Genomic DNA, 26,801 nt, shown 5'->3' with positions numbered 1-26,801 from the left:
CGCTGTGGGGTTGGTTGCCTCATCCCCCGCTGAATACGCAACGCCGCCAGGTGCCGTCGGTTACTGACGTAGATCGATGGCCGGTGCGGGCTCGCCACGGCCATCGAACAGCTGCGTAGGATTGGCCGGAAGGATGGTCGGACTGGCCGAATCGGTCTCGATCACCCGGATATCGCTGTACTTCTTCCCGGACAGCGCGGCGAGCCCGGCGCGATCGCGTATCACCGTCGGCCGCAGGAAGACCATCAGGTTGCGTTTGACGTGAGTCTCCTGTGTGGAGCGGAATAGCGCGCCGAGCAGGGGGATATCGCCGAGCAGCGGTACCTTGGCGTTGGTCCGCGTCACGTCGTCCTGGATCAGGCCCCCAAGGACGATAACCTGGCCATCCTCGGCGAGGATGGTGCTCTTGATCGAGCGCTTGTTGGTCACCAGATCGACTGCCTGGGCGGTCAGGCTGGCGCTGGGAGCGATGGAGGAAATCTCCTGCTCGATCTGCAGGCGCAGGGTCGCGCCTTCGTTGATGTGTGGCGTGACCTTCAGCGTGACGCCGATATCCTGGCGCTCGATGGTGGTGAAGGGGTTGTTAGCGCCCGCCGCGTCGGTGGTGTACGAGCCGGTCTGGAACGGGACGTTCTGGCCGACAAGGATTTCCGCTTCCTGGTTGTCCAGGGTCAGCAGGCTCGGCGTCGAGAGCAGGTTGCTCTTGCTGTTGGACGACAGTGCAGTGATCAGCGCGCCGAAGCTGCGCGTGCCGACGCCGATGATGGCGCCGTCGGGCAGGTTGTTGGGAATTTCATTTTCGTTGATCGCATTGAGCACGCTGCCGACGGAAATGCCGGTGTTGCCGAAATTGACCCCGCCCGCGCCACCCGTGCTGCCGCGCGCATCGATGGCCCACTGCACGCCCAGGGCATCGGTAATGTCACCGGACACCTCGACGATTGCCGCCTCGACCATGACCTGGGCGCGTGGAATGTCCAGCTGTCGGACGATGCTTTCCATGGTGCCGATCAGCTCCGGGTCGGCGAGCAGTACCAGTGCGTTCAGGCTCTCATCGGCACGGATGAGGATGTTCTGTGGGCGGCTGGTGGTGGCTTCGCCGCCTTCGGGGCTCTTCAGACCTTCCGATATGTCGCCTAGGGTCTCGGCCAGGGACTTGGCGTCGTTGTGGCGCAGCCGGATGACGCGCGTGTTGGCCGAGCGTGTGGTGGGCGTGTCGAGGGTCTGCGCGAGCGCCGCGAGCTTGCTGCGCGCCTCGCTGGGGCCGATGAAGATCAGGCGGTTGGTGCGTGAGTCGGCGATGATCTGCACGCCGGCAGTGGACTTCGCTTCGCCGCGTACCAGTGAGTTGCGCAGGACCTCGGCTATGTCCACCGCCCAGCCGTGCTGCAGGTTCAGCACGCCGTAATCGTTGCTTTCGGCTCGGTCGAGCTGGCGCACCAGATCCTGGATACGAGCGATGTTGGCGCTGCGGTCGCTGATGATCAGTGCGTTTGCCGAAGATACGGCCGCGAGGTGACCGTACTGCGGCACCAGGGGACGGATCAGCGGAATGAGTTCCGCAGCTGAGGTGTGCTGCACCTGGATAACCCGTGTTTCCAGCTGATCGCCACCGCTCGGGCCGCTGCCGGCCTCGGCCTTGGCTTCGGCATTGGGCACTACCCGTGCTACATCACCCTGGGTGAGCACGCTGAATCCATGGGTGGCCATGACGGAGAGGAAGAGCTGATATACCTCGCTCAGCGACAGCGTGGCGTTCGACACCACGCTGACCTGGCCCTTCACGCGCGGATCGACGATGAACGTCTGGCCGCTGAGCTGGCTGATCTGATCGATGAAGGCGCGTATGTCGGCGTCCTTGAGATTGATCGTCCAGCCATCTTGGCGAGTATTGCTGGGCTCGATGCCGGGTTCGGCGGCCAGCAGGGGCAGGGGGGCGGCCAGCAGGCTGGTGGCGATTAGGGCAAGCAACGGGCGCGAAAAAGGCTTCGACATCGGTCAATCGTCTTCCATGGGCTGGTCGTTGGAGGGTGCGGCATCCGGCTGGTTCACGGCTTCTTCCAGCTGCTGGCGCAGGGCGTCCATCTGTTGCTGCATCTGCTGTGTCTCCTCGTCCTGCGGTTCGGCATAGGGGACCTCATCCTGATAGGACACGTCGGCCGGCTCGTCCGGAATGTAGCTTGGCGAGCGCACCTGTGGGAAATGGAGCACCTCGACGGTACCGTTGCGCAGCAATTCGACGCGATCAGGGAACACCTGATGCAGGCTGACGCCGCTGCTGAGTTCCTCGCCTTGCCAGTACAGCCGCGGTGGCTGGCCATCGACCTGGACGATGGCGCTGGAGCGCTGCGGCTCGGCATGGACGAAACTGCCGCGTAGCGTGAATCCGCTCGCCGCTGCGGTTGGCGTATAGGTTTCGGAGGCGGCGGTGGTGCCAAAGAGGATTTCAAGTCGCTGCATGTCGGGCCTGCCCAGGCTGGCGGCCTGATCTTCATATAGGTCGGCAGGTGCCGGGGCACGGGTCAACTGGACCCATTGCTCGATCTGGGTCGCCAGATAGAAGGCGAACAGGCAGAGAAGCACGGCGCTGAAAAACAAAGGGACGTAGCGGCGGTAACTGTGAAGTTTTCCCGGCAGTGGCAAGCGAAATACTCCGTGGCGCTTTTGTTGTTCGGTTCCCTGTACGCAGGTTGCCTCTGTCAGGCGTTACAGCATTTCTAGAACACTTTCGGCACTGGCGCAGCGAATTTGCCGGCACGTGCGACGACTCGATGATGGGCCGCCAAGATTACAAAGCGAGGTGGCAGCTCCTGTTGACCACGGTTCAGTAAAAAAAATTCAATGCTGTTGTTGACTTAGCTTAGGGGGGTGAGTAAATTGCGCGCCTCGCAAGGCGATCGGCTGATTAGCTCAGCTGGGAGAGCACCTGCATCACACGCAGGGGGTCGGCGGTTCGATCCCGTCATCAGCCACCAACCTTTGTGAGATTACGGACGAAAGTCCGGCCGACGCGCAGCGGTAGTTCAGTCGGTTAGAATACCGGCCTGTCACGCCGGGGGTCGCGGGTTCGAGTCCCGTCCGCTGCGCCATACATCGCCACCTTTCGACTGAAGGTGGAACAAGGAAAGCTGCCAAGGGCAGCTTTTTTTGTGCCCACTGCTTGGCCCTTGGAAGTCAACACGAATGCCGCTTCGTAGGGGGCGGCTGCAACGTCGTCGCCCTTCATTCCTGTTCCGGCATTTCATCCGATAGCCACCGCCGCGGTCCCGTACCGCCATTGCCGGCCGAGTCGTTCGGATTGGCCAGCTTGCAATGCTGCAGCGAGAGGCAACCACAACCGATGCAATGGTCCAGATCCATGTCGAGTCGTTGCAGTTCATTGATGCGCTGCGCGACCTGCTGCTTCCAGCCGCGAGAAAGCGCCTGCCAATCATCGTTGGTTGGCAGTTTGTCGGTGGGAAGGCGCGCAAGCTGCTTGCCGATCTCATCGAGCGAATAGCCTATCTTCTGCGCGAAGATGATGAAGGCCACTCGGCGTAGCGTCGAGCGTGGGAAGAATCGCCGGCTGCTGCCTTGACGCGAGGAGCTGATCAATCCGAGCGATTCGTAATAGCGAAGTGCAGACGCGGCCACGCCGCTGCGTTTGGTGATTTCACCGATCGGTAGCAAAGGATCCTTCTTGAACGCTTGTGCAGGCATCCGTTGGTCTCCCTGATTCGACAGACGAAGGTACGTTTGGGTTGGGGAAGAGCAGGGCATCGCCATGATCGAGAGCCCGTGTCTGGCTATTTACGGAAAACTGGCAATGCGTGTCATGGCGGCAAATCATCCAAACAGAAGCGGGTACAGCGACAGCACCAGCATTATCGCCATCGATACGTTGAATACCCGCAGGTGTCGCAGGTCGGTCAACCAACGGCGTAGGGCCGTGCCGAACGTAACCCAGACCGTCACGCTAGGGGCGTTCACCAGCGCGAACAGCAGGGCGAGCAACACGACCGCCTGCATGCCGCCCCCAGTGGGCAAATACGCCGTTATGGCCCCGATCGCCATGATCCACGCCTTGGGATTGACCCATTGAAAGCCTGCTGCTTTCCAGAACCCGAACGGCCGGCCATTGGGTGAAGCGTCCTGCATCGGCGCGGCCGTCGCGGTCTGCCAGGCCAGGTACAGCAGGTAAGCGCCGCCCACGATGCGCAGCGCGGCGTACAGCGAGGGATAGTCCTCGAAAAGGCGCCCCAGCCCCGCGCCCACTCCCACCACCATCACACCGAAGCCGATACTGATCCCTAGGACATGGGGCAGGCTGCGTACGAACCCGTAGTTCACCCCGGAGGCCAGCAGCATGGTGTTGTTCGGGCCAGGAGTGATGGAGGTCACGAAGGCATAGGTGATGAAGGCAAGCAGGGTCTCTGGCGGCATGGGTCCTCCCGGTGCTGTCGACTGGCAGCGGTGTGCTTTCGGCTGGCAGGCATGAGCCAGGAAGTTTCTGCCATCGGGTAACCGTGATCCATGTACAGCCGTCATCGAATCGACCCGGTCAGTGGTCCCGCGGCCCTTGTGATTGCGGGTGACGGTGGGGCTCAAGGTTCAAGCTCTCCGTTGCTCCCGGTCGGGGCTGTGCCACGTCATGTCGATATGGGTTTTCCCGCCTTGCGACGTGATGAACCCGAGGCGCTCGTAGAAGCGCCTTGCCGCCACGTTCGTCCTGAAGACGCTGAGCTCGATGGGCATATCACGTGCGGTCGCCTTCGCCTGGAGCTGGACCAAGAGCCGAGTACCGACCCCGCGGCCTTGAAGCACAGGCAGCAGCGCAATGTTGCGCAGGTAGATCCGCTCTGCTTGATCCTGTACCTGCAGGTAGCCCGTGAGCTCGTTGTCCACTTGCGGCACCCAGGTGCTGGCTGTGGCCATCTCTTCGAGGAAGTTGGCGCGTTGCCAGCGCTCGTCCCATCCCCAGATCCGGGCGATGTGGGGCAGGAACACGGCCCGGTGGATCTCGAACAGCTTGAGCAGATCACTGCAGGCGGCTCGACGAAGTCCCACCCGACTCATTTGTGGCAACGAACAGCTGTGCAATGGGCCATGCGTGTCTGCTTCACTTTGGTCGATCATGGTGCCCGGCCGTCCTGGGCCCTGCCCAGCGCCAGCGGAGTCGGTATGGCGGTGGTCTGTGTAGCCGACCGATTTGCCTGCATCCAACGAGAGCTCATTGAAAAGGCACATGGGCTTCTGGTCCTGTTCTGCGCGGAGTTGAAGGTGTCGTCATGAGCGAGCGACAGACGCAACGAACTCTAGAAGTTCAAGCGAACTTGAGGTCAATAGAGGGAGCGATGTTTTTCGGGTACTGGGTCTATGAGACCGAGTGCCGTCGTTTCGCGGCGGAGGTGGCAATGGCACGCAATGGAATTCCGTCCATGGCTCAATGCAGGCATGGTGAGCATCGCCCAAGCTCTGATGCGCGGCAGCTGACGGTCAATGCGCTGCGCGCCTGCCGAGAAGGCCGAGGTCATCTCGACGTGACGCTGATCGGCATGCCATTGATCCATGCCCGTGGGCGCGTAAGTTAGTTGGTGCTTTCCGGCACGTAGATCATGCGTCCATCGTTCAGTTGGTAAGTGACGCCGGCCTTGGAGCCTTGCCCCTCGCCGATCTCGCCGCTGGACTGGTACTGCTTCAGTTCCTTTCCGTCCTTGATCAGCATGCGCATGTTCGCTTCGCCCGGATTCTCGACGACCACGACCTTGTCTTGGCTGAACGGGTTGAGGGGGTTCTGCACGATGACGATGAGCAGGATCCCGATCACCACCAGAAAGAGGTCGATGAGGTTGACGACCGAAAGCAGTGGGTCGTCTTCATCGTCATGGTCGAGAAAACGCATCAGTTCTGCTCTCCCATGCGCTCGATGGCACGCAGCTCCTGAAGCAGCCAGCGGCGGCGCACGGTGAGCACGAAGAATGCGATGCTCGATGCGATCAACGCCAGGATCACGGCCGAAAAGGCGATCACCAGATTTTCACCGATGCCCTTGGCGTCGCTCTCCGTCAGCGCCAGCAGGGCAGGACCCATGGGGATCATGGTGGCCACGAGCCCCAGCATCGGAGCGCTGCGCGATGTCACCCGCAGCCATTCCAGGCGCTGCATGATCCACAGCTCGAGATCGTCACTGGTGCCGCCATGGACGCGCTGATGTGCGGCCAGCGCCGAGCGGTAGCGACCGGCGCGGCGCTGCCAGGCCTCCATGACAAAACTGCCCAGCGCAAGAAACGCATAGGCCAGTGCCGCCAGGATGAGCAGCAGAACGGGTGCGAGAAATACTCGGGTAAGTTCGTACAGACTGGACTCAAGGATGTTCATCAGATTCTTTTCGTTCGTTTTAGGGAAGGACGGTGATACGGCGATTGGCCCGTTGCTGGTGCCCTGCACCGAGCAGCAGCAGAAGAAGCAAGGCGCTGGCGCCCAGCAGCAGCGGCAGGCGATCGTGTTCGCCGGTCGGCTCGGACAACGGCTGCATCACCTGTCCGCGTACCGTCTCGCCAGCTTCAGGCGCGCCGGATGAGGCCGACTCGGTAGGCGATTGCACCGGTGTCGGTGCCAGACCGAAGCCGGACGCCAGTTGCTGGATGAACTCGCGAGTTACCGGCTCGCCGGCGTCGGCGTCAGCGCCTCGCTCGGTGGTCAAGGCTTGCCAGCGTTCGGCCAGCTCGCGCCGCGTCTGCGCCGGGGCATCCCAGTAGCCTTTGCGGATCGCCTCGACCATGCGCTCGATCAGCTGGGCCTGAGCCGTGGGATTGTGTGTCTCGAACCACTCATTTACGCCAAGCGCTCGCTGGTCCTTCACGAAGGTGTCGTGCAGCGCCTGCCATTGGTCTGCGCGCACCATGCTCCGGTCGGCCGCCTGCCAGCCCCACAGGTTGTTGGCCACGTTCAGGACTTCCAGCGTGCCGGCGTATCCTTCCTGCTGCATGGCGGCGATCCATTGCGGGTTCAGATAACGACTGCGCAGCTCGCTGGCGAGGTAACCTGCCGCCCCTGTGGTGCGCGGTTCCCGCTTGCGCAGATCGGAGATGTAGAGCGATGGGCTCGTGCCATCAAGATGGCGGACGGCCAAGGAAAGCCCCCCGAGGAACTCAAATGGATGATCGGTGGCGAGCACGCCGTTGAGCTCGCTGGAGCGTGCCATGACCGCCGCCTGAACACCTTTCAGCTGTTCGGCGAAGAGATTCTGGCCGTCGACTTTTTCGCCCCAACTGCCGGTGCCGTAGGCGTACTGCAGGCGGGACAGGAACTGCTGCGCCAGCTCCGATTCCTCTTTCCAGCTCGTCGAGTCCAGCGTCAACTGCGAGACGCCGGTGCCGTAATCACCTGGCTCGTTGCCGAACAGCCGTAGCTGCGAGAGGCGCTCTGCCTCGGCGGCTCCCAAACCCTGATCGCGCAGGCGGGTTGCCAGCGAGCGGCTGTTGCTGGCCAGGACGTTACCTGGTTCGTCCAGGCGGGAGAGCCGTTCAACCACCTCCGCCAGCAGGCGCATGAACCCGTCAAACTGATCGCGGTAGACACTGGTGACCTGTACCACGACGTCGATGCGCGGCCGGCCGAGCTCTGCTACCGGGATTATCTCCAGCGCCTGCACGCGCCCACCTGCGTCCCAGACGGGACGTACGCCCAGTGCGTGTAGAACCTGGCTTTCGAGGATGCCCAGATGGCGCATCGCCTCGGACGACCACAGGCTGAAGGCGAGCTTTTCTGGCGACTTGCCTTCATGATCCTGGCGGTAGCTTTCGAGCAGTTGCTCGAATGCCTCGGCGCCTGCCTCGTAAGCTGCCCGAGTCGGCAGCTTGTCCGCCTCGAACGCATAGAGGTTGCGACCACTGGGTACGCCCGGGTTGCGTACCGGATCGCCGCCCGGGCCAGGCGCGACGAAACCGCCGGCAAGTCCTGCGAGCAACGCTTGGAGCTCACCCGTCTCGGCCAGTTGCGCGTCCAGCTCTAGCGCTCGTTCGAGCTGCTCGCGCAGCCGACCATCGTCAATCGTGTCGAGGCGTTCGCCGTCGCGCAAGAAGCGCTGCAGGGTGCGGTAGGGGAGACTCGCCTGCAGCCCGGCGAAGTCCTCGGCTATTGGCTCGTCTTCGGCGAGGCCCAGCGCACGAAGAAAGGGCTGCCCCAATTGCTGCATCACCGTTGCGAGGCGATGTTCGGGCTGCGCGGGATCTCCGAAGGTATGCAGCCCCAGGGGCACGTTCGCTTGTGCCATCTCGTGCAAATGATCATGCAGCGCTTGCATGAACCTCTGAGGCTCGGCGCGCATGCGGGCATCGTCCCAGCCCAGGTCCGCCAGCATCTTCGCGTCCACGGCCTTCTGGCGGATCTGCTCGGCAGTCGCTTGTAGCACCGCGCCCTCATCGAGCTGCTGGTATTCGTGGATCAGCGAGTGGAGATCGCGCAGCTCGTCGTAGAGCCCGGCGGGCGCAAACGGGGGCGTCTGATGGCTGATGATCACGGCACGACCCCGCCGGCGTGCCTGGATGGCCTCGCCGATGTTGTCCTGGATATAGGGGTAGAACACCGGCAGGTCACCGAGTGCGAGGAAGGGGTAGTCGCCGACGGCGAGCCCCCGATCCTTGCCCGGCAGCCATTCCTGAGTCCCATGGGTGCCGAAGTGGATCAGCGCATCGGCTCCGAACTCCTCTCTCAACGCCTGGTAGGCGGCGAGATAGAGGTGATCGGGCGGCACCTTGCTGTCGTGGTATGCCTCGCCAGGACGACCCGCACGTGGCGGTTGCGGCAGCAGCAATACGCTGCCCAGACGGATTGCGGGTATGACGAAGTGGGGCTGTCCTTCGATCTGCCGCAGCGCCCAGTGTGTGGCAGGATCACCCCAGCGTTCGACCAGGAGCCGCCGGCTTGGCTCCGGCAGCTCCGTGAGCCAGCCCAGGTAGTTGTCCAAGGGCAGCGAGATGGCGAGCTTGTCGGCGAGCAGAGTATCGAGCGTCTCCGGGCGGTAATAGCCGCCCAGCAGGCGTTGTGCGGTTTCGATCAGCTCGGTCTCGCCGCGTTCGGGCACGACATAACCCGCTTCCCGCAGCGCAGACGTCAGCTTCGCGAGGCTGCGCGGTACATTGAGGTTGGAGGCGGCAACGTTCTTTTCCCCATCGGGATGGTTCCAGAACATCAGCGCCAGACGCTTTTCGGGAGCGGGAAGATGACGCAGTCGGGCCAGACGATCGACCTTGTCTAGCAGGGCGTCTAGCTGTTCGGGAAGCGGTGCAGGCTCGCCATTCTCGATGGCGGCGATTACCAGCGGATCGGTCATCCCCCAGCTTTCCGGGACGGTCAGCATGGTCGCTGCGGTCCTCGGCGTGATCCCGCTGGCCGAGGCACGCCAGTGCGCACGGTCACCTTCGCGCCAGGTGAGGGCTGTCAGCACCGGGATGCCCAGCGCCAGAAACTCCGCCTGCCGTGCCGGCCCATTCTGCATGTGCTGCAGGTTGACAAGCACATCGCTGCGGGCGGGCCCCAGTGCATTCGTCAATGCCTCTGGGTCTCTGTCGTCCATCCAGAAGGCCATGGGCGCCTGGCCACGTGCCTCGCTGCGTGCAACCAGTGCGTCGATCAGCCGGAGCTGGTCGTCGACCAGCGCACCGCGATGAATAGCGAAGGCCACACGCGGCGCGCTCGGTGCCCAGCGGTCGGCACCCCAGGCCAGATAATCCTCCACTCGCTCGAAGGGGTTCGGTGCTGCAGGGTGGTAGTAGCCGGTTTCGGCCAACTCGGCTGGAGGCGCGATCGAGTCGGTAGGCTTGCCGTCATGCCAGGCGCGCAGATAAGCGAAGAGGTGCCTGAGATTCTGCTGGCCGCCATTGGCGTAATAGCCGATCAGCCGCCTGGCCACCGGCTCGGGCAGGTTGCCGAACGCGGGCGGACCGCCGCCTACGCGAATCCAGGGTGCGCGCCTGTCGGACAGTGTCTCGCCTAGGGCACGCTGCACCGCGGAAAGGTCAGCTGGCCGAGGCGTGTCGAGGATGAGCAGGTCGGGGGGATCGGCCTCCAAGTCCGGCATGCTCAGGGCGGCACGGCTCAGCACGACATGGGAATCCGCTGCCAGCTCCTTGAGCTTGTCGATCTTGCCCTGCAATACGAAGTCGGTCGCGACGACCCGTACAGTGAGGGGCTCGCGCGGCAACTGGGCGAAGGCAGGCAGGCTCGCGCCCGCCATCAGGATGGTGAGCCCGATGTGGATCAATCCGCGCATTTCAGAAGCTCAAGCTCACACCGACGTGATAGGTCCGCCCGGGCTCGGTAAAGGCGTAGTTGTCCGCGGCGTCGCTGAAATCTCTGTCCGTCAGGTTCTCGATCCCGCCACGGATGCTCAGGGTGTCGCTGATGCGCTGGCTGATTTCCAGGTGCCAGAGGCTGTAGGCGGGAACTGCATGGGCCGTGTTGCTGGAGTAGGACAGTTGGCTGCCGACATACTCGCCGCGCAGTTGTCCGGTGAAGTCTGCAGTGGGCGTCCATTGCAGCCGGGTGTTGGCCAGGTGACGGGCACGGTCGCCCAGCCGGCGATCGGCGCTACGATCGATGGCGTCGAGGTAGGTGTAGTTCAGCTCCCAGCGGAGATCGGCCGGCAGATCCAGACCGCCACCAAGCTCCAGGCCGCGGATTCGCGCCTTGTCGACGTTGTCGTAGTTGCGGACCTCACGGCCGCGGAGTCCGCAGCTGGCGACGCACACGGTCTGGATGAGCCCGCGAACATTGTTCTGGAACACGCCGCCATTGAGCGTCCAGCCACTGCCCTGGTAGTCCGCGCTGAGCTCGTAGGTGGTGTTGATCTCGGGTTCCAGATCGGGGTTGCCGTAGATGGTGAACATCCCGCCGCCGCCGATGGCCGAGTAGCCAGGGGAGAGCTGCTTGAGCGACGGCGCCTTGAAGCCGCGCCCACCGCCACCCTTGAGCGTCAGCGCATCGCTGACGTGATGCACGAGGTAGGCGCGCGGGCTGTTGTGCCAACCGTATTCCTCATGCCGATCGAAGCGATTTCCAACGACGAGCGACCAGGACGGGGCGAATTCGATTTCGTCCTGCAGGAACAGGGCGCGATGGATGATCCGCGCATCACCGCTGGCAAAACCTCGGTCCTCAAGCTGCTCCTTGCGCCATTCGCCGCCGAGGGTGAACAGGTGGGTGTCGGCCTGGAGGGACGCGCTGCCATCGATCACGTCGTCGGTGAGCTCCTGGCGCGGCGAAGTTGGGATGACCCCGTTGGTGTAGCGATTGTTGCGCTCCAGTGAGTTGCGATAGGCGCGCACGGAGGTTTTGCCCCAGGCCCATTCTCCACTGTGCGCAAGCGACAACCGCTCACGCTCGATGCGATCACGGGATTCGTAGTCGACCGGTGCACGGCCTGCGCTGCGGGTATTGCGCCAACGATCTTCCTCGCCGCTTGCAAATCCGAGGTCGATGCGTTGTGCCGCGTCCGGTGTCCAGCTGAGCGTTGCGCTTGCGCTTTGGGCGTCTCGACCTTCGATCTCGGACAGATGCGTATCCCGGTGCAGGGGTGTTTCCTGACGGCGCCGCGTCTCTCCTGTCAGCGACAGGCCAATCACGCCAGGCACCAGCGGACCGCCGGTATAAACACCTAACTGATGGGTCTGACCTCCTCGGCCATCTTCCCTCACTCCGCCGTTGAGCTGCGCCGCTCCCTGCCAAGTATCAGTGCTGCGGCGGGTGATGACGTTTACCACGCCGCCGAGGGCTTCGGAGCCGTACAGCGAGGACATCGGGCCGCGCACGACCTCGATGCGCTCGATGGCTTCGACCGGCACCCAGCCCAGATCGAAATCCGCGTGCGCCACGGCGCCGCCTGCGTTGCCGATGCGCTGTCCATCGATCAGTACCAGGGTGTGTTCGCTTCCCATTCCACGGATGCTCACGCCCCGGCGCGTCATGCCAACGCCGGTGAACTGCAGCCCGGCAGTACCGCGCAGCGCATCCTCGAGATCCTGAACCGGTCGCAGTGCGAGCTCCTCCCGACTGATCACCGACACGCTGGCAGGCGCATCGCCAAGCTGCCGGAGGGTCGACGTGGCGGTCACGACGGTTGGTTCCAGATGCAGCGCCTGGTCGGCGAAGGCCGACAGTGGAAGGAGGGCGAAGGCGGGGATCAGGCGTGCGCGGTGGCAGGCATTGCTCAGGCGGTTACGGCGGGACATCGGGTCGTCTTCCTTGAAGGATCGGGCGGACGGGCACAGCGGTGCCGTCCGCTCAAGAGAGCGGGTCGGATCGCTGTGACGCGGGAGATTTATTTCTTCGTGGCGAAACCGGCGAAGCGCTTGTTGAAGCCGGCAATGCGCCCTTCGGTGGTGGTCTTGCGCTGCTTGCCTGTGTAGATGGGATGCGAAGCACTCGAGACATCAAGGGCGATGTACGGGTAGGTATTGCCGTCGGTGTGCTGGTGGGTGCGCGTTGTCTCGGCCGTCGAGCCGATCAGGAAATAAACGTCTGCTGCCGTGTTATGGAACAGCACAGGCCGATAGTCGGGGTGGATGCCTGGTTTCATGTCAGAGTCTCCGAGAAGGAATACGCTGATGATGTTATATCATAACAATCGGTGCAAGCCTCCGGAGCCGGATATGACTTCAGACGTCGAACTTCTGCAGGATGCTTGAAGAATCCTTGAGCCATTCGCTGCGCCGTCCTTGTCGCGATGTGCCTTCGGTCTACACGGCAGGCCAGACCGAAGGTCGAATGACTAACCTGCGAAGCCAGGGCTGCGAGCCAGCCTAGCTGGTCGGTGGGCAATTCCCGTTTGCGCTCGGAGGCGCTGGGCTCTACAAACTAACGTGCTGCCCAGTAACAGTCCGGCAGTGCCACACGACGAGGACTCGATGACCACCGCCAATCAGCAATTTGCCAGCGACAACTATTCCGGCGTATGCCCAGAAGCCTGGGAGGCCATGGCCAGAGCGAATCAGGGGCATGACAGGGCGTACGGCGACGATCAATGGACAGCGCGCGCGGCCGATCACTTTCGGGCGCTGTTCGATACCGACTGCGAGGTGTTTTTCGCTTTCAATGGCACGGCTGCGAATTCCCTGGCGCTGTCGTCGCTCTGCCAGAGTTACCACAGCGTGATCTGCGCCGACATTGCCCACGTCGAGACCGACGAATGCGGCGCCCCCGAGTTCTTCTCCAATGGTTCCAAGCTGCTGCTCGGCCGGTCCGAGCAGGGCAAGCTGACGCCCGCGGCCATTCGTGAAATCGCCCTGAAGCGCAAGGACATCCACTACCCCAAGCCGCGCGTGGTGAGCCTGACCCAGGCCACCGAAGTCGGTACTGTGTACCAGCCCGAGGAGTTGCGCGCGGTCAGCGATACCTGCAAGGAGCTTGGCCTGCATCTGCACATGGATGGTGCCCGCTTTGCCAATGCCTGCGCTCATCTCGGCCTTGCTCCTGCCGAGTTGAGCTGGAAAACCGGGGTCGACGTGCTCTGTTTCGGTGGTACCAAGAACGGCATGGCGGTGGGCGAGGCCATCCTGTTCTTCAATCGGGATCTGGCCATCGATTTCGAGTACCGCTGCAAGCAGGCCGGCCAACTCGCCTCCAAGATGCGATTCCTTTCTGCGCCGTGGGTTGGCCTGCTGGAAAACGGGGCTTGGCTCAAGTACGCCGAGCACGCCAACCGCTGCGCTCGGCTGCTGGCCGAGCTCATAGGCGAATTGCCGGGGGTTGAGCTGATGTTTCCGGTACAGGCCAATGGTGTCTTCGTCAGCCTTCCGCCAGCGGCGCTGGAAGCGCTGAAACACCGCGGCTGGCTGTTCTACACCTTCATCGGCGTCGGCGGCGCACGCTTCATGTGCTCCTGGGATACCAGCGAAGCGCGGGTGAGGCAGCTGGCCGATGACATTCGTGCGGTCGTGATCGGCGCTATATAAGCGAGGCCAAACCTCCAAGCTGGCCGCCCCCTGACGCAACATGGCCAGCGACAGCTGATGTGGTCGGTCGACGATCTCGAACACCGGCCGCTTTGTATAACAGCTCGAGGCATTAGGCTGAGGTTTAACTGTGTGAGTGTTCGAGGAGTGCGCGACGGAATGCCTGGGCAACAGGGCCCAGCGGCTCGTCCAGGCGGTGCGCCAGGTAGGCTTCGGACTGCACCTCGCTGTTGCGCCCGAGGTCGGGAATGGGCACGCGCACCAGGCGGCCCGAATCCAGATCGTTCTGCACCTGCCATGTCGGCAGTCGCCCCCAGCCGAGGCCCTCGCGTATCAGCGCCAGCTTGGCATCCTGAGTGTTGACCCGGCAGGTGAAGGGGGACAGAACGCCGAATGAGCGGCCCTCCGAGAGCGGGGTAGGGTCGGTCAGAACGATCTGCAGATGGTTGGCGAGATCGGCGATTCCGAGCCGCTCGCGCTCTTCCCGTGCAGCGAGGGGATGTGTAGCGCACACCACCGCAACCTGCTGTACCGAGCCGATGGCTTCCAGCGACAGCCGAGGATTACGGAAGTCCTCACCGACGATTATCGCCAGCGCGCAGCGCCTGTCCTCCAGCGCGGCGATCGGCCCTCCCAGCGCTTGCACATCCATGCGAAAGCAGGTCGACGGAAATTCGGCGCTCGCTGCGGCAACCGCCCGCGCCACCGACTCGATCGGGAACAGGGTATCGACTACCAGAGCCAGTTCCAGCTCCACCCCGGCGCCCAGCGCACGGGCGCGCGCCCGCATGGCATCGGCACGCAGCAGGATGTCGCGCGCATGCGCCAGCAGGGCCTCGCCTTCGGGCGTCAGTACCGGCCGATAACCGCTGCGATCGAACAGCTGCAGTTCCAGCTCTGCCTCCAGATTTGCAATCGCATGGCTGACCGCCGATTGCACGCGCAACAGCCGCGCCGCGCCGGAGCGAAAGCTGCCGCTGTCGGCAACCGTGACGAACGTCCGGATCTGATCCAGCGTCATTGCATCGAGCGTGATCTGCTCCGTAGATCGTGTTGATCGAAATTTAATCACTCTTGCAGAGCATCGCCAGTGCTTATCGTTGGCTCGGTCCAATGACAACGAGGATTCGAGCGATGACTAAGGTACTGGTGCTGTATTACTCCTCTTATGGGCATGTCGAGACGTTGGCCCACGCCGTGGCCGATGGGGTTCGTCAGGCAGGAGCGCTCGCACAGGTTAAAAGGGTGCCGGAACTCGTTCCGGAGCACGTCGCACGCAAGGCGGGCTACCGGACGTTGCAGCCGGCGGATGCCGCTTCCGTTGCCGTGCTACCCGAGTACGACGCCATCGTCATCGGCACGCCAACGCGCTTCGGCAACATGGCTGCACAGATGAAGAATTTCCTCGACCAATGCGGCGGCCTGTGGGCGGACGACCGTCTGGTGGGCAAGGTTGGCAGCGTTTTTACCTCGACCGGCAGTCAGCACGGGGGACAGGAGAGCACGATCCTGGCGACCCATACGGTGTTGCTGCACCTGGGCATGGTGATCGTCGGGTTGCCCTACAGCTTCAAGGGTCAGTTACGGATGGACGCCGTCACTGGCGGATCGCCCTACGGTGCCTCCACGCTTGCCGATGACGGCAGCGGCGGCGACCGTCAGCCAAGTGAGAACGAACTGGAGGGCGCCCGTTATCAGGGCCGCCACGTCGCACGTGTGGCGGCCGCGCTCGCAGGTGCTGGCGGTGGTATCGCCGGATGAGCCGCTCGCTACGAGGCGCTCGATCGGCGCTTGCCAATTGGTTGGTGCTGGCCAGCGGCGTCGTCGCGGCACTGCATCTGGGCAAGGCCGCCATCGCCACCCCGATGCTGCAGACGGACATGGGGCTGAGTCTCGCTCAGGCCGGCTGGCTGACCAGTGTTTTCGCTGTGCTGGGCTTGCTGGGCGGTGCCCCGGCAGGTGCGCTGGCTGCCGTCATGGGACGGCGCACAGCGCTGTTGCTCGGCCTCGCGATCATGGCGCTGTCCGGTTTCGCCGGTACCCTGGTGCCTTCATTCGGTACGCTGCTGGTTTCCCGGCTGTTGGAAGGGCTCGGGTTTCTGCTGGTGATCGTCGCCGGGCCGGCGATACTGGAGCGCCTCGCGACCGGTGCGGAGCGTGATCGTGCGCTGGCGCTTTGGAGCTGCTTCATGCCATGCGGGATGGCCCTGGCCATGACGGCCGGGCCGTTTTTCTCGGCCTGGCAATGGCTGTGGTGGTCCAGTTCGACTCTGGCGCTGATCGCTGCGCTGGCGGTTTTCTACTGCGTCCCCGGGGACCCGAGGCACCGCGTGGCAGGGCGACTGTTCGACGGTGTTCGGCGGGCATGGTCCAGCGCCACGGTCCTGCTGGCGTCCACATTCGCGCTGTACAGCCTGATGTTCTTCGCCCTGTTCGCTTTTCTGCCGGTGCTTCTGATGGAGCGCATGGACGTCACGTACCGCGATGCCGGCTTGCTCAGCGCCTTGGCCAGTGCGGTCAACATCAGCGGCAACCTCGCCGCCGGCTGGCTGCTGGCGAGAGGGATCGGGCGCGGTGCGCTGATCCTCTTTGCCAGCGCGACCATGGGCGCAGCCGCGCTCGGAATCTTCCTCGGACTGTTCCAGCCACTGACGACCTTCCTGCTGTGCCTGCTTTTCTCGGCCGCTGGCGGCCTGATTCCGGCAACGTTGCTGGCATCGGCGCCGCTGGCGGCCCGGGAATCGACCCTGGTGCCTGTCGTGGTCGGTGTCGTCATGCAGGGAAGCAATCTTGGCCAGCTCTCAGGCCCGGTGCTGGTGGGAGGGATGACGGCAGCCCTTGGATGGGGGGCCGCCGGATGGATCGTCGCCGCCGCAGCCATGATCACTGGCGCCATCGCGCTCGTGCTTCAGGCTACGCTGGTCCGCAACGGCTGACGCGCAATCACGTGCTATGGCCTGTCTCGGCGATCGAACATCCCGTCGAGCTCTGCACCGGAGGCCGCGTCGGCGAAACCATCGAAACGGCCGTGCTCGGCAAGGGAGCGAGCGGCGCGCAGGAAGCCTGCCCACGCCGTGCGGGCCAATGCACCGCCGACACTGATGCGCCTGACGCCGAGGTCCGCGAGGTCCTGCACGGTGAGATCGGTGTCCCAGCCGATCAGCACGTTGACCGGCTTCGGCGCCACCGCCGCAATCACCGCACTGATCTGCTCTCGCGTCCTGAGCCCCGGTGCATAGAGGCAATCGGCGCCAGCATCGGCGTAGGCTTTCAGGCGCCGGATGGTGTCGTCCAGATCGGGACGGCCGACGAAAAAGTTCTCGGCGCGTCCGGTCAGGATGATTTCGCCGCCCGCCGCATCGATGGCTTGCCGCGCGGCCTGCATGCGTTCCGTTGCCTCGGCGATCTCGCGCAGGGGCGCGCGCGAATCGCCCGTCGAATCCTCGATGGATATCCCCGCCACGCCGGTCTCGATTGCCATGCTCACGTTCTCGGCGACGCCATCAGGCGTGGCGGCGTAGCCGCTCTCGAAGTCGGCATTGATCGGCAGGTCTGTAGAGCGAGCCATCAGGCGCAGGTGGGCGAGGACATCATCACGCGTCATCTGTCCATCTGCATGCCCGCAGGACCAGGCGTAACCTGAGCTGGTGGTGGCCAGGGCCTTGAAGCCGAGGCTGGCGAGAGCCGCTGCGCTACCGACATCCCAGGGGTTGGGCAATACGAAGCAGCCCGAACGGTGAAGCTCGCGGAAAATGGCTCGTTTCTCGGACTGGCTGCGATCGACCATGGGTACCTCGGCTGGCTGGTGGGCGCGCCGGATTCGCTATGCCGGCGCGGTTAAGCGTAGATGGTGCGCTGCGACTTGGCATTCGTGCCTGATTTCGGTGCGTCGAGACGATCGCTGCGCCTTTCTGGAGCGTACTGCACGTATTTGCAGCCTGCCCAGGCGGGTAGCCTGACGCAAACAGGCTGGAGCGTTTCTTGCTCGGTGATGGCTTTCTGCCTTTTCGCAGCCGACCGTACGGTCACGCGAAACACCTCAAGCCCGAAACGATGATCGATAAATCCGCCAACCGCCGCAGCAGCCTGCTCACCTGCGAGGTCCTAGACCGCTCTCGCGTACTCGATACCCTGGTCAACAACCTGGAAGGAATGGCCTATCGCTGCCGTAACGATGCGTCGTGGACGATGATTTTCGTCAGCCAGGGCTCGCTGGGGTTGTGCGGCTACAGCGCCGCGGCGCTGGTGGATGACGCGGAGGTATCGTGGGAGCAGATCACCCATCCGGATGATCGCGCGCGGGTGCGCCGCAGCATCGATGGAGCCATCGCAGCCCTTGGCCGCTTCACCGTGCATTACCGGATCCGCACCGCGGCGGGTTTCATCAAATGGGTCATCGAGCGCGGCGTCGCGGTGCCGGACGAGCAGGGCGAAATCGTCGTCGAAGGCTTCATCGAAGACATCACCGCCCAGCGCGCCGTGCTCGAGGCACTGGAGCAGGCGGAGCTGCGCTATCGCAGCATCTTCGAGAACGCCTCGGAGGGGATCTTCCAGTCGACCCGCGATGGCCGCTACCTGGCTGCCAACCCCGCGCTGGCCCGCATCTATGGCTACGACAGCGCCTCCGAACTGGTTGCCGACCTGGCGGACATCGAGCGTCGTCTGTACGTCCAGCCGGGGCGGCGCGAGGCGTTCTGCCAGCTGATGGAGCAGCATGGCGAGGTGCTCAACTTCGAGTCAGAGGTCTACCGGCGCGATTGCACGCGCATCTGGATTTCCGAGAACGCCCACGTGGTGCGCGGCCCCAATGGCGAGTTCATCTGCTACGAGGGCACGGTGCAGGACATCTCCGAGCGCAAGCATTACCAGCAGCAGTTGGAGCGGCAGGCCAACCACGACCTGCTGACCGGTCTGCCCAACCGCATACTGCTCAACGACCGGATCGAGCAGGGCTTGGCGCGGGCGGCACGCCTGGGCTACTACCTGACGCTGGTGTTCATCGACCTGGACAACTTCAAGTTCATCAATGACGGCCTCGGCCATGTCGCTGGCGACGAGCTGCTCAAGAGCATCGCGGCGCGCCTGGCCGGCAGCCTGCGCGGCTCCGACACCGTGGCGCGGGTGGGGGGCGACGAGTTCGTGCTGGTGCTAGGAGACCATTACCGCATCAGTACCGTGATCTCCTTGCTCGAGCGCGTGCTGAACGAGATTCGTCGCCCTGTGACCCTTGCCGGGCGCGAATTCCAGGTTGGCGCCAGCCTCGGCGTGGCGATGTTCCCGGATGACGGAGAGGATGCGCAAACCCTGCTCAAGCATGCCGATATCGCCATGTACGCGGCGAAGAAACGGGGACGCAACAACTTCCAGTTCTTCACCCATGACCTCAACCGCATCGCCGATGAGCGTCTGAATCTCGAGGCTGCGATGCGCACCGCACTGGAGCGCGACGAGTTCGCGGTGCATTACCAGCCGAAGGTGGATGCCCAGCGGCGCATCGTCGGCTTCGAGGCGCTGGCCCGCTGGACACACGCCGACCTTGGGGTGATCGGCCCCGATCGCTTCGTGCCGGTGGCCGAGGAAAGCGGCCTGATCATGCCCCTGACGCTGGCCGTGCTGCGCCGCGCATTCAGCGACGCCCGGCGCTGGAATGCGGGACGCCAGGTACCGCTGCTGGTGGCGGTGAACCTCTCACCGCTGCTGTTTCTCGGCGACGATGTGGTCGAGCGGGTCATGGCGGTGCTCGACGAGGTGGGATTGTCGCCGCTGCTCGTCGAACTGGAGATCACCGAAACGGTGTTTCTCGGCGATGGCAGCCGCGCCGTATCCATTCTTGCCGACTTCAAGGCACGCGGCTTTCGCCTGGCCATGGATGATTTCGGCACCGGTTACTCGGCGCTCGGCTATCTGCGGCGGTTCCCGCTGGACATCATCAAGATCGACCGTTCGCTGGTCACCGGTCTCGAGCAGGAGGACGAGGTGGCGATGATCGCCCGCGCCGCCATCTCGCTGGGCAAGAGCCTGCACAAGACCGTGGTTGCCGAAGGCGTAGAGAACGCCGCGCAATTCGAGTTCCTGCGCCACAACGGCTGCGACGAATTCCAGGGTTACCTGCTGTCGCGGCCGTTGCCGGCGACGGGAATCGACGCGCTGCTCGCTGCAGGGGACGAGCTGCGCTTCTAGCCGTTCGCTCAGCCTGGCGGATCGGGGATCGCGCCGTCCTGCCAGAGCCGCAGCAGCTCCTGTGGCGCGCGCTCCTCGGCGATCTGCAGGATCATCTCGGCATCGCTGTCCTCGCGGCGATAGTGCAGTTCGACCTTGAAGAAACGCTGGTCGCCACGACCGACGTCCTTGCTGGCGATCGGCAGGCAGCGCTCCACAACCGAGCAGAGGCCACGGCGCTGCGCCGGGTCGCAGTCGGCGAATTCGATCTGCCGGGGGCGGGCGAGCGCCGGCGCGGCAACGAGACCGCCCTGGCGCGAGATCCGCAAGGATGTTTCAGGGCCCAGGGCCGGCATCTTCATGTTGCCTCCTCAGCGCGGTGAAACGCCGACCTGCAGCCATGCCTGCTGCACGGCTTCGGCTTCGCTGGAGCCGCGGCCGAACAGGCGCGTTGCCTGTTGCAGCGTGACGCCTGCGAACGTCGCGAAATCGGCATCGTTCGGAAGTTGCGGGTCGCAGATGGTGGCGTACCAGATGCGCCCGGCCTGTTCCCATGCGTAGCCGCCCAACGCTATGGCCGCGAGGTGGAATGCGCGGTTGGGGATGCCGGAATTGAGGTGCACGCCGCCGTTGTCTTCGCGGGTTTCGATGAAATCGCACATATGCGCCGGCTGCGGGTCGCGGCCGAGCAGCGGGTCGTCGTAGGCGGTGCCGGGGTTGGCCATGGAGCGCAGCGCCACGCCCTGGACCTTGTCGGTCAGGAGTTCGGCACCGACCAGCCAGTCGGCTTCGGCGGCGGTCTGGCCAAGCGCATATTGCTTGGTCAGCACCCCGAAGACGTCGGAAACCGACTCATTCAGCGCCCCTGGCTGGTTGTAGTAAACCAGCGCGACCTCGCTCTCGATCAGCCCGTGGGCCAGCTCGTGAGCGACCACGTCGAGGGAGCGGGTGAAGCGTTGGAAGAGCTCACCGTCGCCATCGCCGAACACCATCTGCTCGCCGTTCCAGAAGGCGTTTTCATAACCCTGGCCATAGTGCACGGTGCCGATCAGCGGCATGCCCAGATCGTCGATGGAGTCGCGCTGGAACACCTGCCAGAAGAAGGTGTAGGTCGCGCCAAGGGCATCGTAGGCCTCGTCCACCGCGGGGTCGCCTGAAGCGCTCTGACCCTCGCGGCGACGGAGCGTGCCGGGCAGCTGCATGCGCTGCTCGGCATCGTGGATGCGCCGTTGTGGATGACCGGGCGTGCGCAGCTCGCCGAGCTCCGCGATCGCCGTGGGGCGTGGCGGTCCCGGGTTGGGCTGCAGGCTCTGCACGTGGTCCAGCGTTTCGCGAGCACAGCTGCGCAAGTAGGGCGAGCCGCGATCGATCATGCGGTCGAGAATGTACGGCGGGATGAATGAACGGATGGGCACCGGCGAAACTCCTGGTCGGATGCGGCTAGCTGCAGCATAGACCGCTCAGGTTCGATCGGGCCGACCGCCGATCCAGAGGCTGCGACGACTTGCTGCGGCGGTTGCGCTGCACCCTTGGCGCAATCTGCTGTCACTTGTGCTGGACCCCGTATTCGCCGTCACAGACGAGGCGGGAGGTCATCAGACGAGGAGTTGCCCAATGTTCGGACTGGAAGCACTCGAGCTGGCACGTGTGCAGTTCGCGTTCACCATTACCTTCCACATCATCTTCCCGGCCATCACCATCGGCCTGGCCAGCTACCTCGCCGTACTCGAGGCGCTGTGGCTGAAGACAAAGCAGGAGGTCTACCGGGACCTCTACCACTTCTGGCTGAAGATCTTCGCGGTGAACTTCGGCATGGGCGTGGTCTCGGGCATCGTCATGGCATACCAGTTCGGCACCAACTGGAGTGCCTATTCGGAGTTCGCCGGTAGCGTCACCGGGCCGCTGCTGACCTATGAGGTGCTGACGGCCTTTTTCCTCGAGGCCGGCTTTCTCGGCGTGATGCTGTTCGGCTGGAATCGCGTCGGGCCCAAGCTGCACTTCTTCTCCACGGTGATGGTGGCCGTGGGCACCCTGATCTCCACCTTCTGGATCCTCGCTTCCAACAGCTGGATGCACACGCCGCAGGGCCACGAGATCATCGATGGCGTGGTGGTGCCGGTGGACTGGCTGGCGATCATCTTCAACCCGTCATTCCCCTATCGCCTGGCGCACATGTCGGTAGCGGCGTTCCTTGCCACCGCGTTCTTCGTCGGCGCTTCGGCGGCCTGGCATCTGCTGCGCGGCAAGGACAACCCGGCGATCCGCAAGATGCTCTCGATGGCGATGTGGATGGCGCTGCTGGTCGCTCCGGTACAGACGGTAATCGGTGATTTTCATGGTCTGAACACCCTCGAATACCAGCCGGCGAAGATCGCAGCGATGGAAGGGCACTGGGACAATTCCGAAGGCGGGCCGACGCCGCTGCTGCTGTTCGGCTGGCCGGACATGGAGGCCGAGGAAACCCGCTACAAGATCGAGATTCCCTATCTCGCCAGCCTGATCCTCAATCACAGCCTGACCGAGCCGATCCCGGCGCTGAAGGATTTCCCGCCCGAGGACCGGCCGAACTCGACCATCGTGTTCTGGACGTTCCGCATCATGGTCGCGCTCGGGCTGCTGATGATCATCACCGGCATCTGGAGCCTGCTGCTGCGCCGTGGCGATCGGCTGTACAGCTCCCGGGCGTTTCTGCGCATGGTGCTGCTGATGGGGCCGTCCGGGATCATCGCCATTCTCGCCGGCTGGTACACCACCGAGATCGGACGTCAGCCCTGGGTCATCTACGGCCTGATGCGCACCGCCGACGCGGTCTCGAATCACGGCGCGGGGCAGCTGGGGCTCACCCTGGCGATGTTCGTAGTGGTCTATTTCGCCGTTTTCGGCATCGGCATGGTGTATGTCCTGCGGCTGGTGAAGAAAGGGCCGGTGATCAGCGAAGGACGCGAGAAAGGTGCCGGCGGGCCGGGCGAGGCGCGCACGCCGATGCGTCCGATATCCGCCGCGGACGAGGCGATCAACCATGAACAGGGCGATCAACTGGGCGAGAGGAACTGAGCCATGGGTATCGATCTTTCACTTATCTGGGCAGTGATCATCATCTTCGGGATCATGATGTACGTGGTGATGGACGGCTTCGATCTAGGCGTCGGCATCCTCTTCCCGTTCGTGCAGGACACTTCCGATAGGGACGTCATGATGAACACCGTGGCGCCGATCTGGGACGGCAACGAGACCTGGCTGGTGCTGGGCGGGGCAGGGCTGTTCGCGGCCTTTCCGCTGGCCTATTCGGTGGTGTTATCGGCGCTCTACCTGCCGATCATCTTCATGCTGATGGGACTGATCTTCCGCGGCGTGGCATTCGAGTTCCGCTTCAAGGCCAGCAAGCAGAGGCAGCACGTATGGGACAAGGCCTTCATCGGCGGCTCGCTGGCGGCGACCTTCTTCCAGGGCGTGGTGCTCGGCGCATTCATCAGCGGCCTGCCGGTGGAGGGGCGCGCCTATGCCGGCGGCGCATTCGACTGGCTGACGCCGTTCTCGCTGTTCTGCGGGCTGGCGCTGATCGTCGCCTATGCACTGCTCGGGTGCACCTGGTTGATGATGCGCACCGCCGGCGAGCTGCAGCGGCGCATGCACGACATCGGCATTCCTCTGGTCTGGGCGGTGTTGGCAGTAACCGGCATCGTCAGCCTGTGGACGCCGCTGACCCACCCGGATATTGCCGAGCGCTGGTTCAGCATGCCGAACCTGCTGTACTTCATGCCGGTCCCGGTGCTGGTTCTGCTATGTGCCTTCGGCCTGCTGCGCTCGATCCAGCGGTACGCCAACTACACGCCGTTCCTGCTCACCCTGGCGCTGATCTTCCTCGGCTATAGCGGGCTGGGTATCAGCCTCTGGCCGAACATCATCCCGCCATCGGTGACCATCTGGGAGGCGGCCGCACCGCCGCAGAGCCAAGGCTTCACGCTGGTCGGGGCACTGCTGATCCTGCCGCTGATCCTGATGTACACGGCGTGGAGCTATTACGTGTTCCGCGGCAAGGTCAGTGCCGAGGATGGGTACCACTGATGGCCCCGCATGAACGAAAGCCCGCCGGCGAGGGCGAGCCGAAGCCACTCTGGCAGCGCATGAGCTGGCTAGTACTGATCTGGAGCGGCAGCGTGCTGGCGCTGGGCGTCGTGGCCTGGCTGCTGCGCCTGGCAATGAACGCGGCGGGGTTGTCCTCGCCGTCCTAGCTGCACACCTGCTCCAGCTGCCGGCGACAGTCGATCGTTGGCGTCGCCCCGTGCTCTCCGGTCACGATAGGTTCACCAGCGGGCTGTAGGCTCCCTGGCACGAAGCTTGATAACTGATCGATGAACATTGGCTCGACGTAGCCGCAGGCTGGGAGATTCGCGATGGACGACTATCAGGATGAACTATTGGAATGGCATGCCGCCGAGCATGATCATCCGGACAGTGCCGAGGACGCCGTCGAACTCTAGTCCGAAGGGTCGACTGGTCAGCCGCCGCGCCGCTGCGCGCGCCGGTAATCACCGGGCGTCTGACCGCTCCAGCGCTTGAAGGCGCGCTGGAACGCCTCCGCGGAGGAAAAGCCGAGCAGCCAGGCGATTTCGCCGAAGGCCGATTCGGTATCGCGGATATAGGCCATCGCCAGATCGCGACGTGTGTCGTTCATGATTGCGCGGTAGCTGCTGCCTTCTTCGGCCAGTTTGCGCCGCAACGTCCAGGCGGGCATCTGCAGGCGGGAAGCGATCTGCTGCAGGTCTGGCTCCTGCCCCTTGAGCATGGGCCCGAGCATCTGCGTGACGCGTTCGCGCAGGCTGCGTGTGCGGGTACGCCGCTCCAGCTCGCCTTCGCACAGCTCGACCAGGTGCCTCCAGGTGCCGGGACAGTGCTCCGGATTGCGCAGGGCCAGCGCGCGCTGATCCAGCTGCAGCTGGTTCGCTTCGGCGCCGAAGGCCACCGGGCGACCGAACAGCGCTTCGTAACGCGCCGCATATTCCGGTGCCTCGAACTCGATATGGATTGCCGCGGGCACCAGCGGCTGCCCGCACAGGCGTGTCAGCTGGGCGATCCAGCTGGCGAGCACGGTGTCGACCACGAAACGGTTGTAGGCGTTGTACGGGCTGATGGAATAGAAGCGCAGCCAGGCACCGGCGGCGTCTTCGTGGAAGCTCGAGCTGCCGCGATAGTTGGAGGCATACAAGGGTTCGTAACGGATCAGAGCCCGCCCCGCGTCTCGCACCGTCGGCGCCTGGGCGGCGGTCAGTCCGGCGAGCCCGAGGTGGCTCGGCTTGCGCAGACGTCCCATCTCCAGGCCCAGCGCGGGATCGCCGGCCAGCTGAATCGCCGCATGGCCGAGCCGCATATAGCGCGGGATGGACAGCCGTGCATGAGGCTCGGCGAGGCGCTCTGCATCCAGCCCATAGGCCTGCAGCAGCGGTTGCGGATCCTGCCCATACAGCTGCAGCGCCTCGCCCAGACTGTGCAGGAAGCCGACCGAAAGATCGCCCAGCCGCACCCGTTGCGCATTCATGGCGCGCTGCCAAGCCAGTGGTTCTTGATCTGTACCGGAATGCCATGCCCCGGTGGGGCCGGGCGGCGCGGGGAGCCGAGCAGGTTCCAGGGTACGGCCAGGGTATGCACGGACATGGCTGAGGGTTCGGCGAGCCGGTTGTCGGGTGCGCTGCCGCAGGCAGATTGTGGGTCCGCCAGGGCGCCCGGTACCGCCAGCAGTCTCGCCTCCGCTGGCGGTCGCTGCAGGTAGGCATCGCAACCTAGCAGCACCGCCAGCGAACCTGCGGGCGTTTCGATCAGTCGGTGCGGTTCGGGGATCGGGGCGACGCTGTAGCGTCGCTCGTACCGGCTCAAGGCGTGCTTGTACTGCAAGGCACCGAGCGGCTTGCCGCGGCCGTCGAAGGTCAGGCTGATCTGGCGCAGCGGTCCGTCGCCGATCTTGAGCCGGTCGTTTTCCAGATAGGGCTCGGGCAGCACGATCGAGCCCGCTACCAGGGTGACGCCGAACTCCTTGGCGAGGCCGCCGAAAATCGCCTGGTACTCTTCGGCCATCTGCCGCGCTTTGAGGCGCAGCACGGCACCGGTGCGGCGGTCGTCGCCCTGGTTGCCGGTCAGGGCGCGCAGATACCGCCCGGGGTTGCTCAACGCCATCCACTGCATGGCGTCGCGTAGCGTTCGCGCCTGCTGGACTTCCGGCTTCTCGCCCAGGGCGAAGAGGCCGGTGCCGACATGCTCGGGCAAGACCACGACGGTGCGCTCGCTGAGCAATCCTTCATCCGCCGCCTGTTGCAGGTAGGTACGGAACTTCAGCTGCAGCCGCTCGCGGCTCTGGTAATCGGCCGGTTGCAGTCGGGTCTCGATGCCCAGCAGATTGCCCGCGGCGCCGGCCTGACCGCGGCTTTCGATGGGCAGGGTGCGCAGGTCGGATAGCAGTGGGCCGCTGCGGCGGTCGTGGGTCCAGTCGAAATAGACCGCGAGCGAGACGCCGGCCAGGACCGCCAGCAGTGCGAGATTCAGGTAGGTGCGCATGAAAAGAAGGCCGTGATGAACGCCGTCAGACTAGGTAAAGCGGCGTGGCTTGCCAAGCGTTTTGCGCTGAATGATCAGAAAGTTGTCATTTATGATCATTGAGCGTGAGGTTTGGGCTGTTTATCGTCGCTGCATATCCGACCGCAGCCCCAAGAGGCTCGGCAC

24 protein-coding genes and 2 tRNA genes are annotated in these 26,801 nt (G+C 64.1%); 10 read left to right on the top strand and 16 right to left on the bottom strand.

What is annotated here, in order from left to right; all coding sequences use genetic code 11:
• Positions 1–60 precede the first annotated feature (60 nt).
• Complete coding sequence (gene gspD, locus P5703_RS12360) at positions 61–1,995, bottom strand: type II secretion system secretin GspD (protein ID WP_279641781.1); 1,935 nt, start codon at positions 1,993–1,995, stop codon at positions 61–63.
• A 3-nt stretch (positions 1,996–1,998) separates the two neighbouring features.
• Entirely contained in the window at positions 1,999–2,643 is a 645-nt protein-coding gene (locus tag P5703_RS12355) for a type II secretion system protein N (RefSeq protein ID WP_279641782.1), read from the bottom strand.
• 256 nt (positions 2,644–2,899) lie between these two features.
• Here P5703_RS12355 and P5703_RS12350 point away from each other — a divergent pair.
• Positions 2,900–2,975: transfer RNA gene (locus P5703_RS12350), tRNA-Val, on the top strand.
• A gap of 37 nt (positions 2,976–3,012) precedes the next feature.
• Positions 3,013–3,089 (top strand) — tRNA-Asp (locus P5703_RS12345).
• Positions 3,090–3,222: 133 nt separating this feature from the next.
• Here P5703_RS12345 and soxR read toward each other — a convergent pair.
• From soxR to P5703_RS12330, 3 genes are all read right to left on the bottom strand, one after another.
• Positions 3,223–3,699, bottom strand: a complete 477-nt coding sequence (soxR, locus tag P5703_RS12340) for a redox-sensitive transcriptional activator SoxR (RefSeq protein ID WP_017245306.1) — start codon at positions 3,697–3,699, stop codon at positions 3,223–3,225.
• A gap of 126 nt (positions 3,700–3,825) precedes the next feature.
• Entirely contained in the window at positions 3,826–4,422 is a 597-nt protein-coding gene (locus P5703_RS12335; protein ID WP_279641836.1) for a LysE family translocator, read from the bottom strand.
• A 168-nt stretch (positions 4,423–4,590) separates the two neighbouring features.
• Positions 4,591–5,115, bottom strand: coding sequence for a GNAT family N-acetyltransferase (locus tag P5703_RS12330; protein ID WP_232102343.1), 525 nt, complete (start codon positions 5,113–5,115; stop codon positions 4,591–4,593).
• A 152-nt stretch (positions 5,116–5,267) separates the two neighbouring features.
• Here P5703_RS12330 and P5703_RS12325 point away from each other — a divergent pair, with 152 nt between their 5' ends.
• Complete coding sequence (locus P5703_RS12325; protein WP_279641837.1) at positions 5,268–5,570, top strand: hypothetical protein; 303 nt, start codon at positions 5,268–5,270, stop codon at positions 5,568–5,570.
• Here the strand turns inward: P5703_RS12325 and P5703_RS12320 are convergent.
• The 5 genes from P5703_RS12320 to P5703_RS12300 all read right to left on the bottom strand — a co-directional run bounded on the left by P5703_RS12320 (position 5,567) and on the right by P5703_RS12300 (position 12,556).
• The gene (locus P5703_RS12320; protein WP_061373476.1) at positions 5,567–5,881 is read right to left on the bottom strand and encodes a DUF2149 domain-containing protein; all 315 of its coding nucleotides are present in this window, start codon (positions 5,879–5,881) and stop codon (positions 5,567–5,569) included. The two genes, P5703_RS12325 and P5703_RS12320, sit on opposite strands and share 4 nt — an antisense overlap.
• Positions 5,881–6,357 carry a MotA/TolQ/ExbB proton channel family protein gene (locus P5703_RS12315; RefSeq protein ID WP_014596463.1) on the bottom strand — a complete coding sequence of 159 codons (477 nt, stop codon included), beginning with the start codon at positions 6,355–6,357 and terminating at the stop codon, positions 5,881–5,883. Before P5703_RS12315 ends, P5703_RS12320 begins: the two co-directional genes overlap by 1 nt.
• 19 nt (positions 6,358–6,376) lie before the next feature.
• Entirely contained in the window at positions 6,377–10,252 is a 3,876-nt protein-coding gene (gene cobN, locus P5703_RS12310) for a cobaltochelatase subunit CobN (protein ID WP_285587127.1), read from the bottom strand.
• A gap of 1 nt (position 10,253) precedes the next feature.
• On the bottom strand, positions 10,254–12,209 hold the full coding sequence (locus tag P5703_RS12305; RefSeq protein WP_279641839.1) for a TonB-dependent receptor domain-containing protein: 1,956 nt from the start codon (positions 12,207–12,209) through the stop codon (positions 10,254–10,256).
• Positions 12,210–12,298: 89 nt separating this feature from the next.
• Positions 12,299–12,556 carry a type B 50S ribosomal protein L31 gene (locus P5703_RS12300; protein ID WP_279641840.1) on the bottom strand — a complete coding sequence of 86 codons (258 nt, stop codon included), beginning with the start codon at positions 12,554–12,556 and terminating at the stop codon, positions 12,299–12,301.
• 328 nt (positions 12,557–12,884) lie between these two features.
• On the opposite strand from P5703_RS12300, the gene P5703_RS12295 reads away from it, so the two are divergent.
• Complete coding sequence (locus tag P5703_RS12295; RefSeq protein WP_079328591.1) at positions 12,885–13,931, top strand: threonine aldolase family protein; 1,047 nt, start codon at positions 12,885–12,887, stop codon at positions 13,929–13,931.
• Between the two features lie 124 nt (positions 13,932–14,055).
• Here P5703_RS12295 and P5703_RS12290 read toward each other — a convergent pair whose 3' ends face one another.
• Positions 14,056–14,952 carry a LysR family transcriptional regulator gene (locus P5703_RS12290; RefSeq protein WP_125460563.1) on the bottom strand — a complete coding sequence of 299 codons (897 nt, stop codon included), beginning with the start codon at positions 14,950–14,952 and terminating at the stop codon, positions 14,056–14,058.
• Positions 14,953–15,065: 113 nt separating this feature from the next.
• Here P5703_RS12290 and wrbA point away from each other — a divergent pair, with 113 nt between their 5' ends.
• Together wrbA and P5703_RS12280 are read left to right on the top strand one after the other, a co-directional pair.
• Positions 15,066–15,692 carry an NAD(P)H:quinone oxidoreductase gene (gene wrbA, locus P5703_RS12285; RefSeq protein WP_279641841.1) on the top strand — a complete coding sequence of 209 codons (627 nt, stop codon included), beginning with the start codon at positions 15,066–15,068 and terminating at the stop codon, positions 15,690–15,692.
• Positions 15,689–16,867, top strand: coding sequence for an MFS transporter (locus tag P5703_RS12280; RefSeq protein ID WP_279641842.1), 1,179 nt, complete (start codon positions 15,689–15,691; stop codon positions 16,865–16,867). The genes wrbA and P5703_RS12280 overlap by 4 nt, the downstream gene beginning before the upstream one ends.
• A 14-nt stretch (positions 16,868–16,881) precedes the next feature.
• Here the strand turns inward: P5703_RS12280 and P5703_RS12275 are convergent, their stop codons facing one another.
• The gene (locus P5703_RS12275; RefSeq protein ID WP_017245320.1) at positions 16,882–17,718 is read right to left on the bottom strand and encodes an isocitrate lyase/PEP mutase family protein; all 837 of its coding nucleotides are present in this window, start codon (positions 17,716–17,718) and stop codon (positions 16,882–16,884) included.
• A gap of 194 nt (positions 17,719–17,912) precedes the next feature.
• Here P5703_RS12275 and P5703_RS12270 point away from each other — a divergent pair, with 194 nt between their 5' ends.
• Positions 17,913–20,111 carry a putative bifunctional diguanylate cyclase/phosphodiesterase gene (locus P5703_RS12270; RefSeq protein WP_041755457.1) on the top strand — a complete coding sequence of 733 codons (2,199 nt, stop codon included), beginning with the start codon at positions 17,913–17,915 and terminating at the stop codon, positions 20,109–20,111.
• 8 nt (positions 20,112–20,119) lie between these two features.
• On the opposite strand, the gene P5703_RS12265 is transcribed toward P5703_RS12270, so the two are convergent.
• Positions 20,120–20,452, bottom strand: a complete 333-nt coding sequence (locus tag P5703_RS12265) for a protealysin inhibitor emfourin (protein ID WP_017245322.1) — start codon at positions 20,450–20,452, stop codon at positions 20,120–20,122.
• Positions 20,453–20,461: 9 nt separating this feature from the next.
• Positions 20,462–21,505 (bottom strand): M4 family metallopeptidase, encoded by a 1,044-nt coding sequence (locus P5703_RS12260; protein WP_234492765.1) that lies wholly within the window; start codon positions 21,503–21,505, stop codon positions 20,462–20,464.
• Positions 21,506–21,704: 199 nt separating this feature from the next.
• Here P5703_RS12260 and P5703_RS12255 point away from each other — a divergent pair, with 199 nt between their 5' ends.
• From P5703_RS12255 to P5703_RS12245, 3 genes are read left to right on the top strand one after another with little or no spacing between them, the layout of a single operon-like run.
• Positions 21,705–23,144, top strand: a complete 1,440-nt coding sequence (locus P5703_RS12255) for a cytochrome ubiquinol oxidase subunit I (RefSeq protein WP_279641843.1) — start codon at positions 21,705–21,707, stop codon at positions 23,142–23,144.
• 3 nt (positions 23,145–23,147) lie between these two features.
• Positions 23,148–24,155 carry a cytochrome d ubiquinol oxidase subunit II gene (cydB, locus tag P5703_RS12250; protein WP_279641844.1) on the top strand — a complete coding sequence of 336 codons (1,008 nt, stop codon included), beginning with the start codon at positions 23,148–23,150 and terminating at the stop codon, positions 24,153–24,155.
• A complete protein-coding gene (locus tag P5703_RS12245) occupies positions 24,155–24,322 on the top strand; it encodes a DUF2474 domain-containing protein (RefSeq protein ID WP_011912960.1) in 168 nt (55 codons plus the stop codon). Before cydB ends, P5703_RS12245 begins: the two co-directional genes overlap by 1 nt.
• A gap of 266 nt (positions 24,323–24,588) precedes the next feature.
• On the opposite strand, the gene P5703_RS12240 is transcribed toward P5703_RS12245, so the two are convergent.
• On the bottom strand, positions 24,589–25,626 hold the full coding sequence (locus P5703_RS12240; protein ID WP_285587122.1) for an AraC family transcriptional regulator: 1,038 nt from the start codon (positions 25,624–25,626) through the stop codon (positions 24,589–24,591).
• Positions 25,623–26,636 (bottom strand): carbon-nitrogen hydrolase family protein, encoded by a 1,014-nt coding sequence (locus P5703_RS12235; RefSeq protein ID WP_243364748.1) that lies wholly within the window; start codon positions 26,634–26,636, stop codon positions 25,623–25,625. The genes P5703_RS12240 and P5703_RS12235 overlap by 4 nt, the downstream gene beginning before the upstream one ends.
• Positions 26,637–26,801 lie beyond the last annotated feature (165 nt).

The organism is Stutzerimonas sp. FeSN7, assembly GCF_030263795.1.
Taxonomy (GTDB): Bacteria; Pseudomonadota; Gammaproteobacteria; order Pseudomonadales; family Pseudomonadaceae; genus Stutzerimonas; species Stutzerimonas stutzeri.
This window is presented reverse-complemented; position numbering and strand designations above follow the sequence as displayed.

Coding starts and splice junctions, on each gene's coding strand:
- P5703_RS12305 (WP_279641839.1), bottom strand. CDS start 12,209: ATGTCCCGCCGTAACCGCCTGAGCAATGCCTGCCACCGCGCACGCCTG.
- cobN (WP_285587127.1), bottom strand. CDS start 10,252: ATGCGCGGATTGATCCACATCGGGCTCACCATCCTGATGGCGGGCGCG.
- P5703_RS12330 (WP_232102343.1), bottom strand. CDS start 5,115: ATGATCGACCAAAGTGAAGCAGACACGCATGGCCCATTGCACAGCTGT.
- P5703_RS12240 (WP_285587122.1), bottom strand. CDS start 25,626: ATGAATGCGCAACGGGTGCGGCTGGGCGATCTTTCGGTCGGCTTCCTG.
- P5703_RS12335 (WP_279641836.1), bottom strand. CDS start 4,422: ATGCCGCCAGAGACCCTGCTTGCCTTCATCACCTATGCCTTCGTGACC.
- P5703_RS12320 (WP_061373476.1), bottom strand. CDS start 5,881: ATGCGTTTTCTCGACCATGACGATGAAGACGACCCACTGCTTTCGGTC.
- P5703_RS12245 (WP_011912960.1), top strand. CDS start 24,155: ATGGCCCCGCATGAACGAAAGCCCGCCGGCGAGGGCGAGCCGAAGCCA.
- P5703_RS12300 (WP_279641840.1), bottom strand. CDS start 12,556: ATGAAACCAGGCATCCACCCCGACTATCGGCCTGTGCTGTTCCATAAC.
- gspD (WP_279641781.1), bottom strand. CDS start 1,995: ATGTCGAAGCCTTTTTCGCGCCCGTTGCTTGCCCTAATCGCCACCAGC.
- P5703_RS12275 (WP_017245320.1), bottom strand. CDS start 17,718: ATGGTCGATCGCAGCCAGTCCGAGAAACGAGCCATTTTCCGCGAGCTT.
- wrbA (WP_279641841.1), top strand. CDS start 15,066: ATGACTAAGGTACTGGTGCTGTATTACTCCTCTTATGGGCATGTCGAG.
- P5703_RS12315 (WP_014596463.1), bottom strand. CDS start 6,357: ATGAACATCCTTGAGTCCAGTCTGTACGAACTTACCCGAGTATTTCTC.
- P5703_RS12325 (WP_279641837.1), top strand. CDS start 5,268: ATGAGCGAGCGACAGACGCAACGAACTCTAGAAGTTCAAGCGAACTTG.
- soxR (WP_017245306.1), bottom strand. CDS start 3,699: ATGCCTGCACAAGCGTTCAAGAAGGATCCTTTGCTACCGATCGGTGAA.
- P5703_RS12255 (WP_279641843.1), top strand. CDS start 21,705: ATGTTCGGACTGGAAGCACTCGAGCTGGCACGTGTGCAGTTCGCGTTC.
- P5703_RS12265 (WP_017245322.1), bottom strand. CDS start 20,452: ATGAAGATGCCGGCCCTGGGCCCTGAAACATCCTTGCGGATCTCGCGC.
- P5703_RS12290 (WP_125460563.1), bottom strand. CDS start 14,952: ATGACGCTGGATCAGATCCGGACGTTCGTCACGGTTGCCGACAGCGGC.
- P5703_RS12280 (WP_279641842.1), top strand. CDS start 15,689: ATGAGCCGCTCGCTACGAGGCGCTCGATCGGCGCTTGCCAATTGGTTG.
- P5703_RS12235 (WP_243364748.1), bottom strand. CDS start 26,636: ATGCGCACCTACCTGAATCTCGCACTGCTGGCGGTCCTGGCCGGCGTC.
- P5703_RS12295 (WP_079328591.1), top strand. CDS start 12,885: ATGACCACCGCCAATCAGCAATTTGCCAGCGACAACTATTCCGGCGTA.
- cydB (WP_279641844.1), top strand. CDS start 23,148: ATGGGTATCGATCTTTCACTTATCTGGGCAGTGATCATCATCTTCGGG.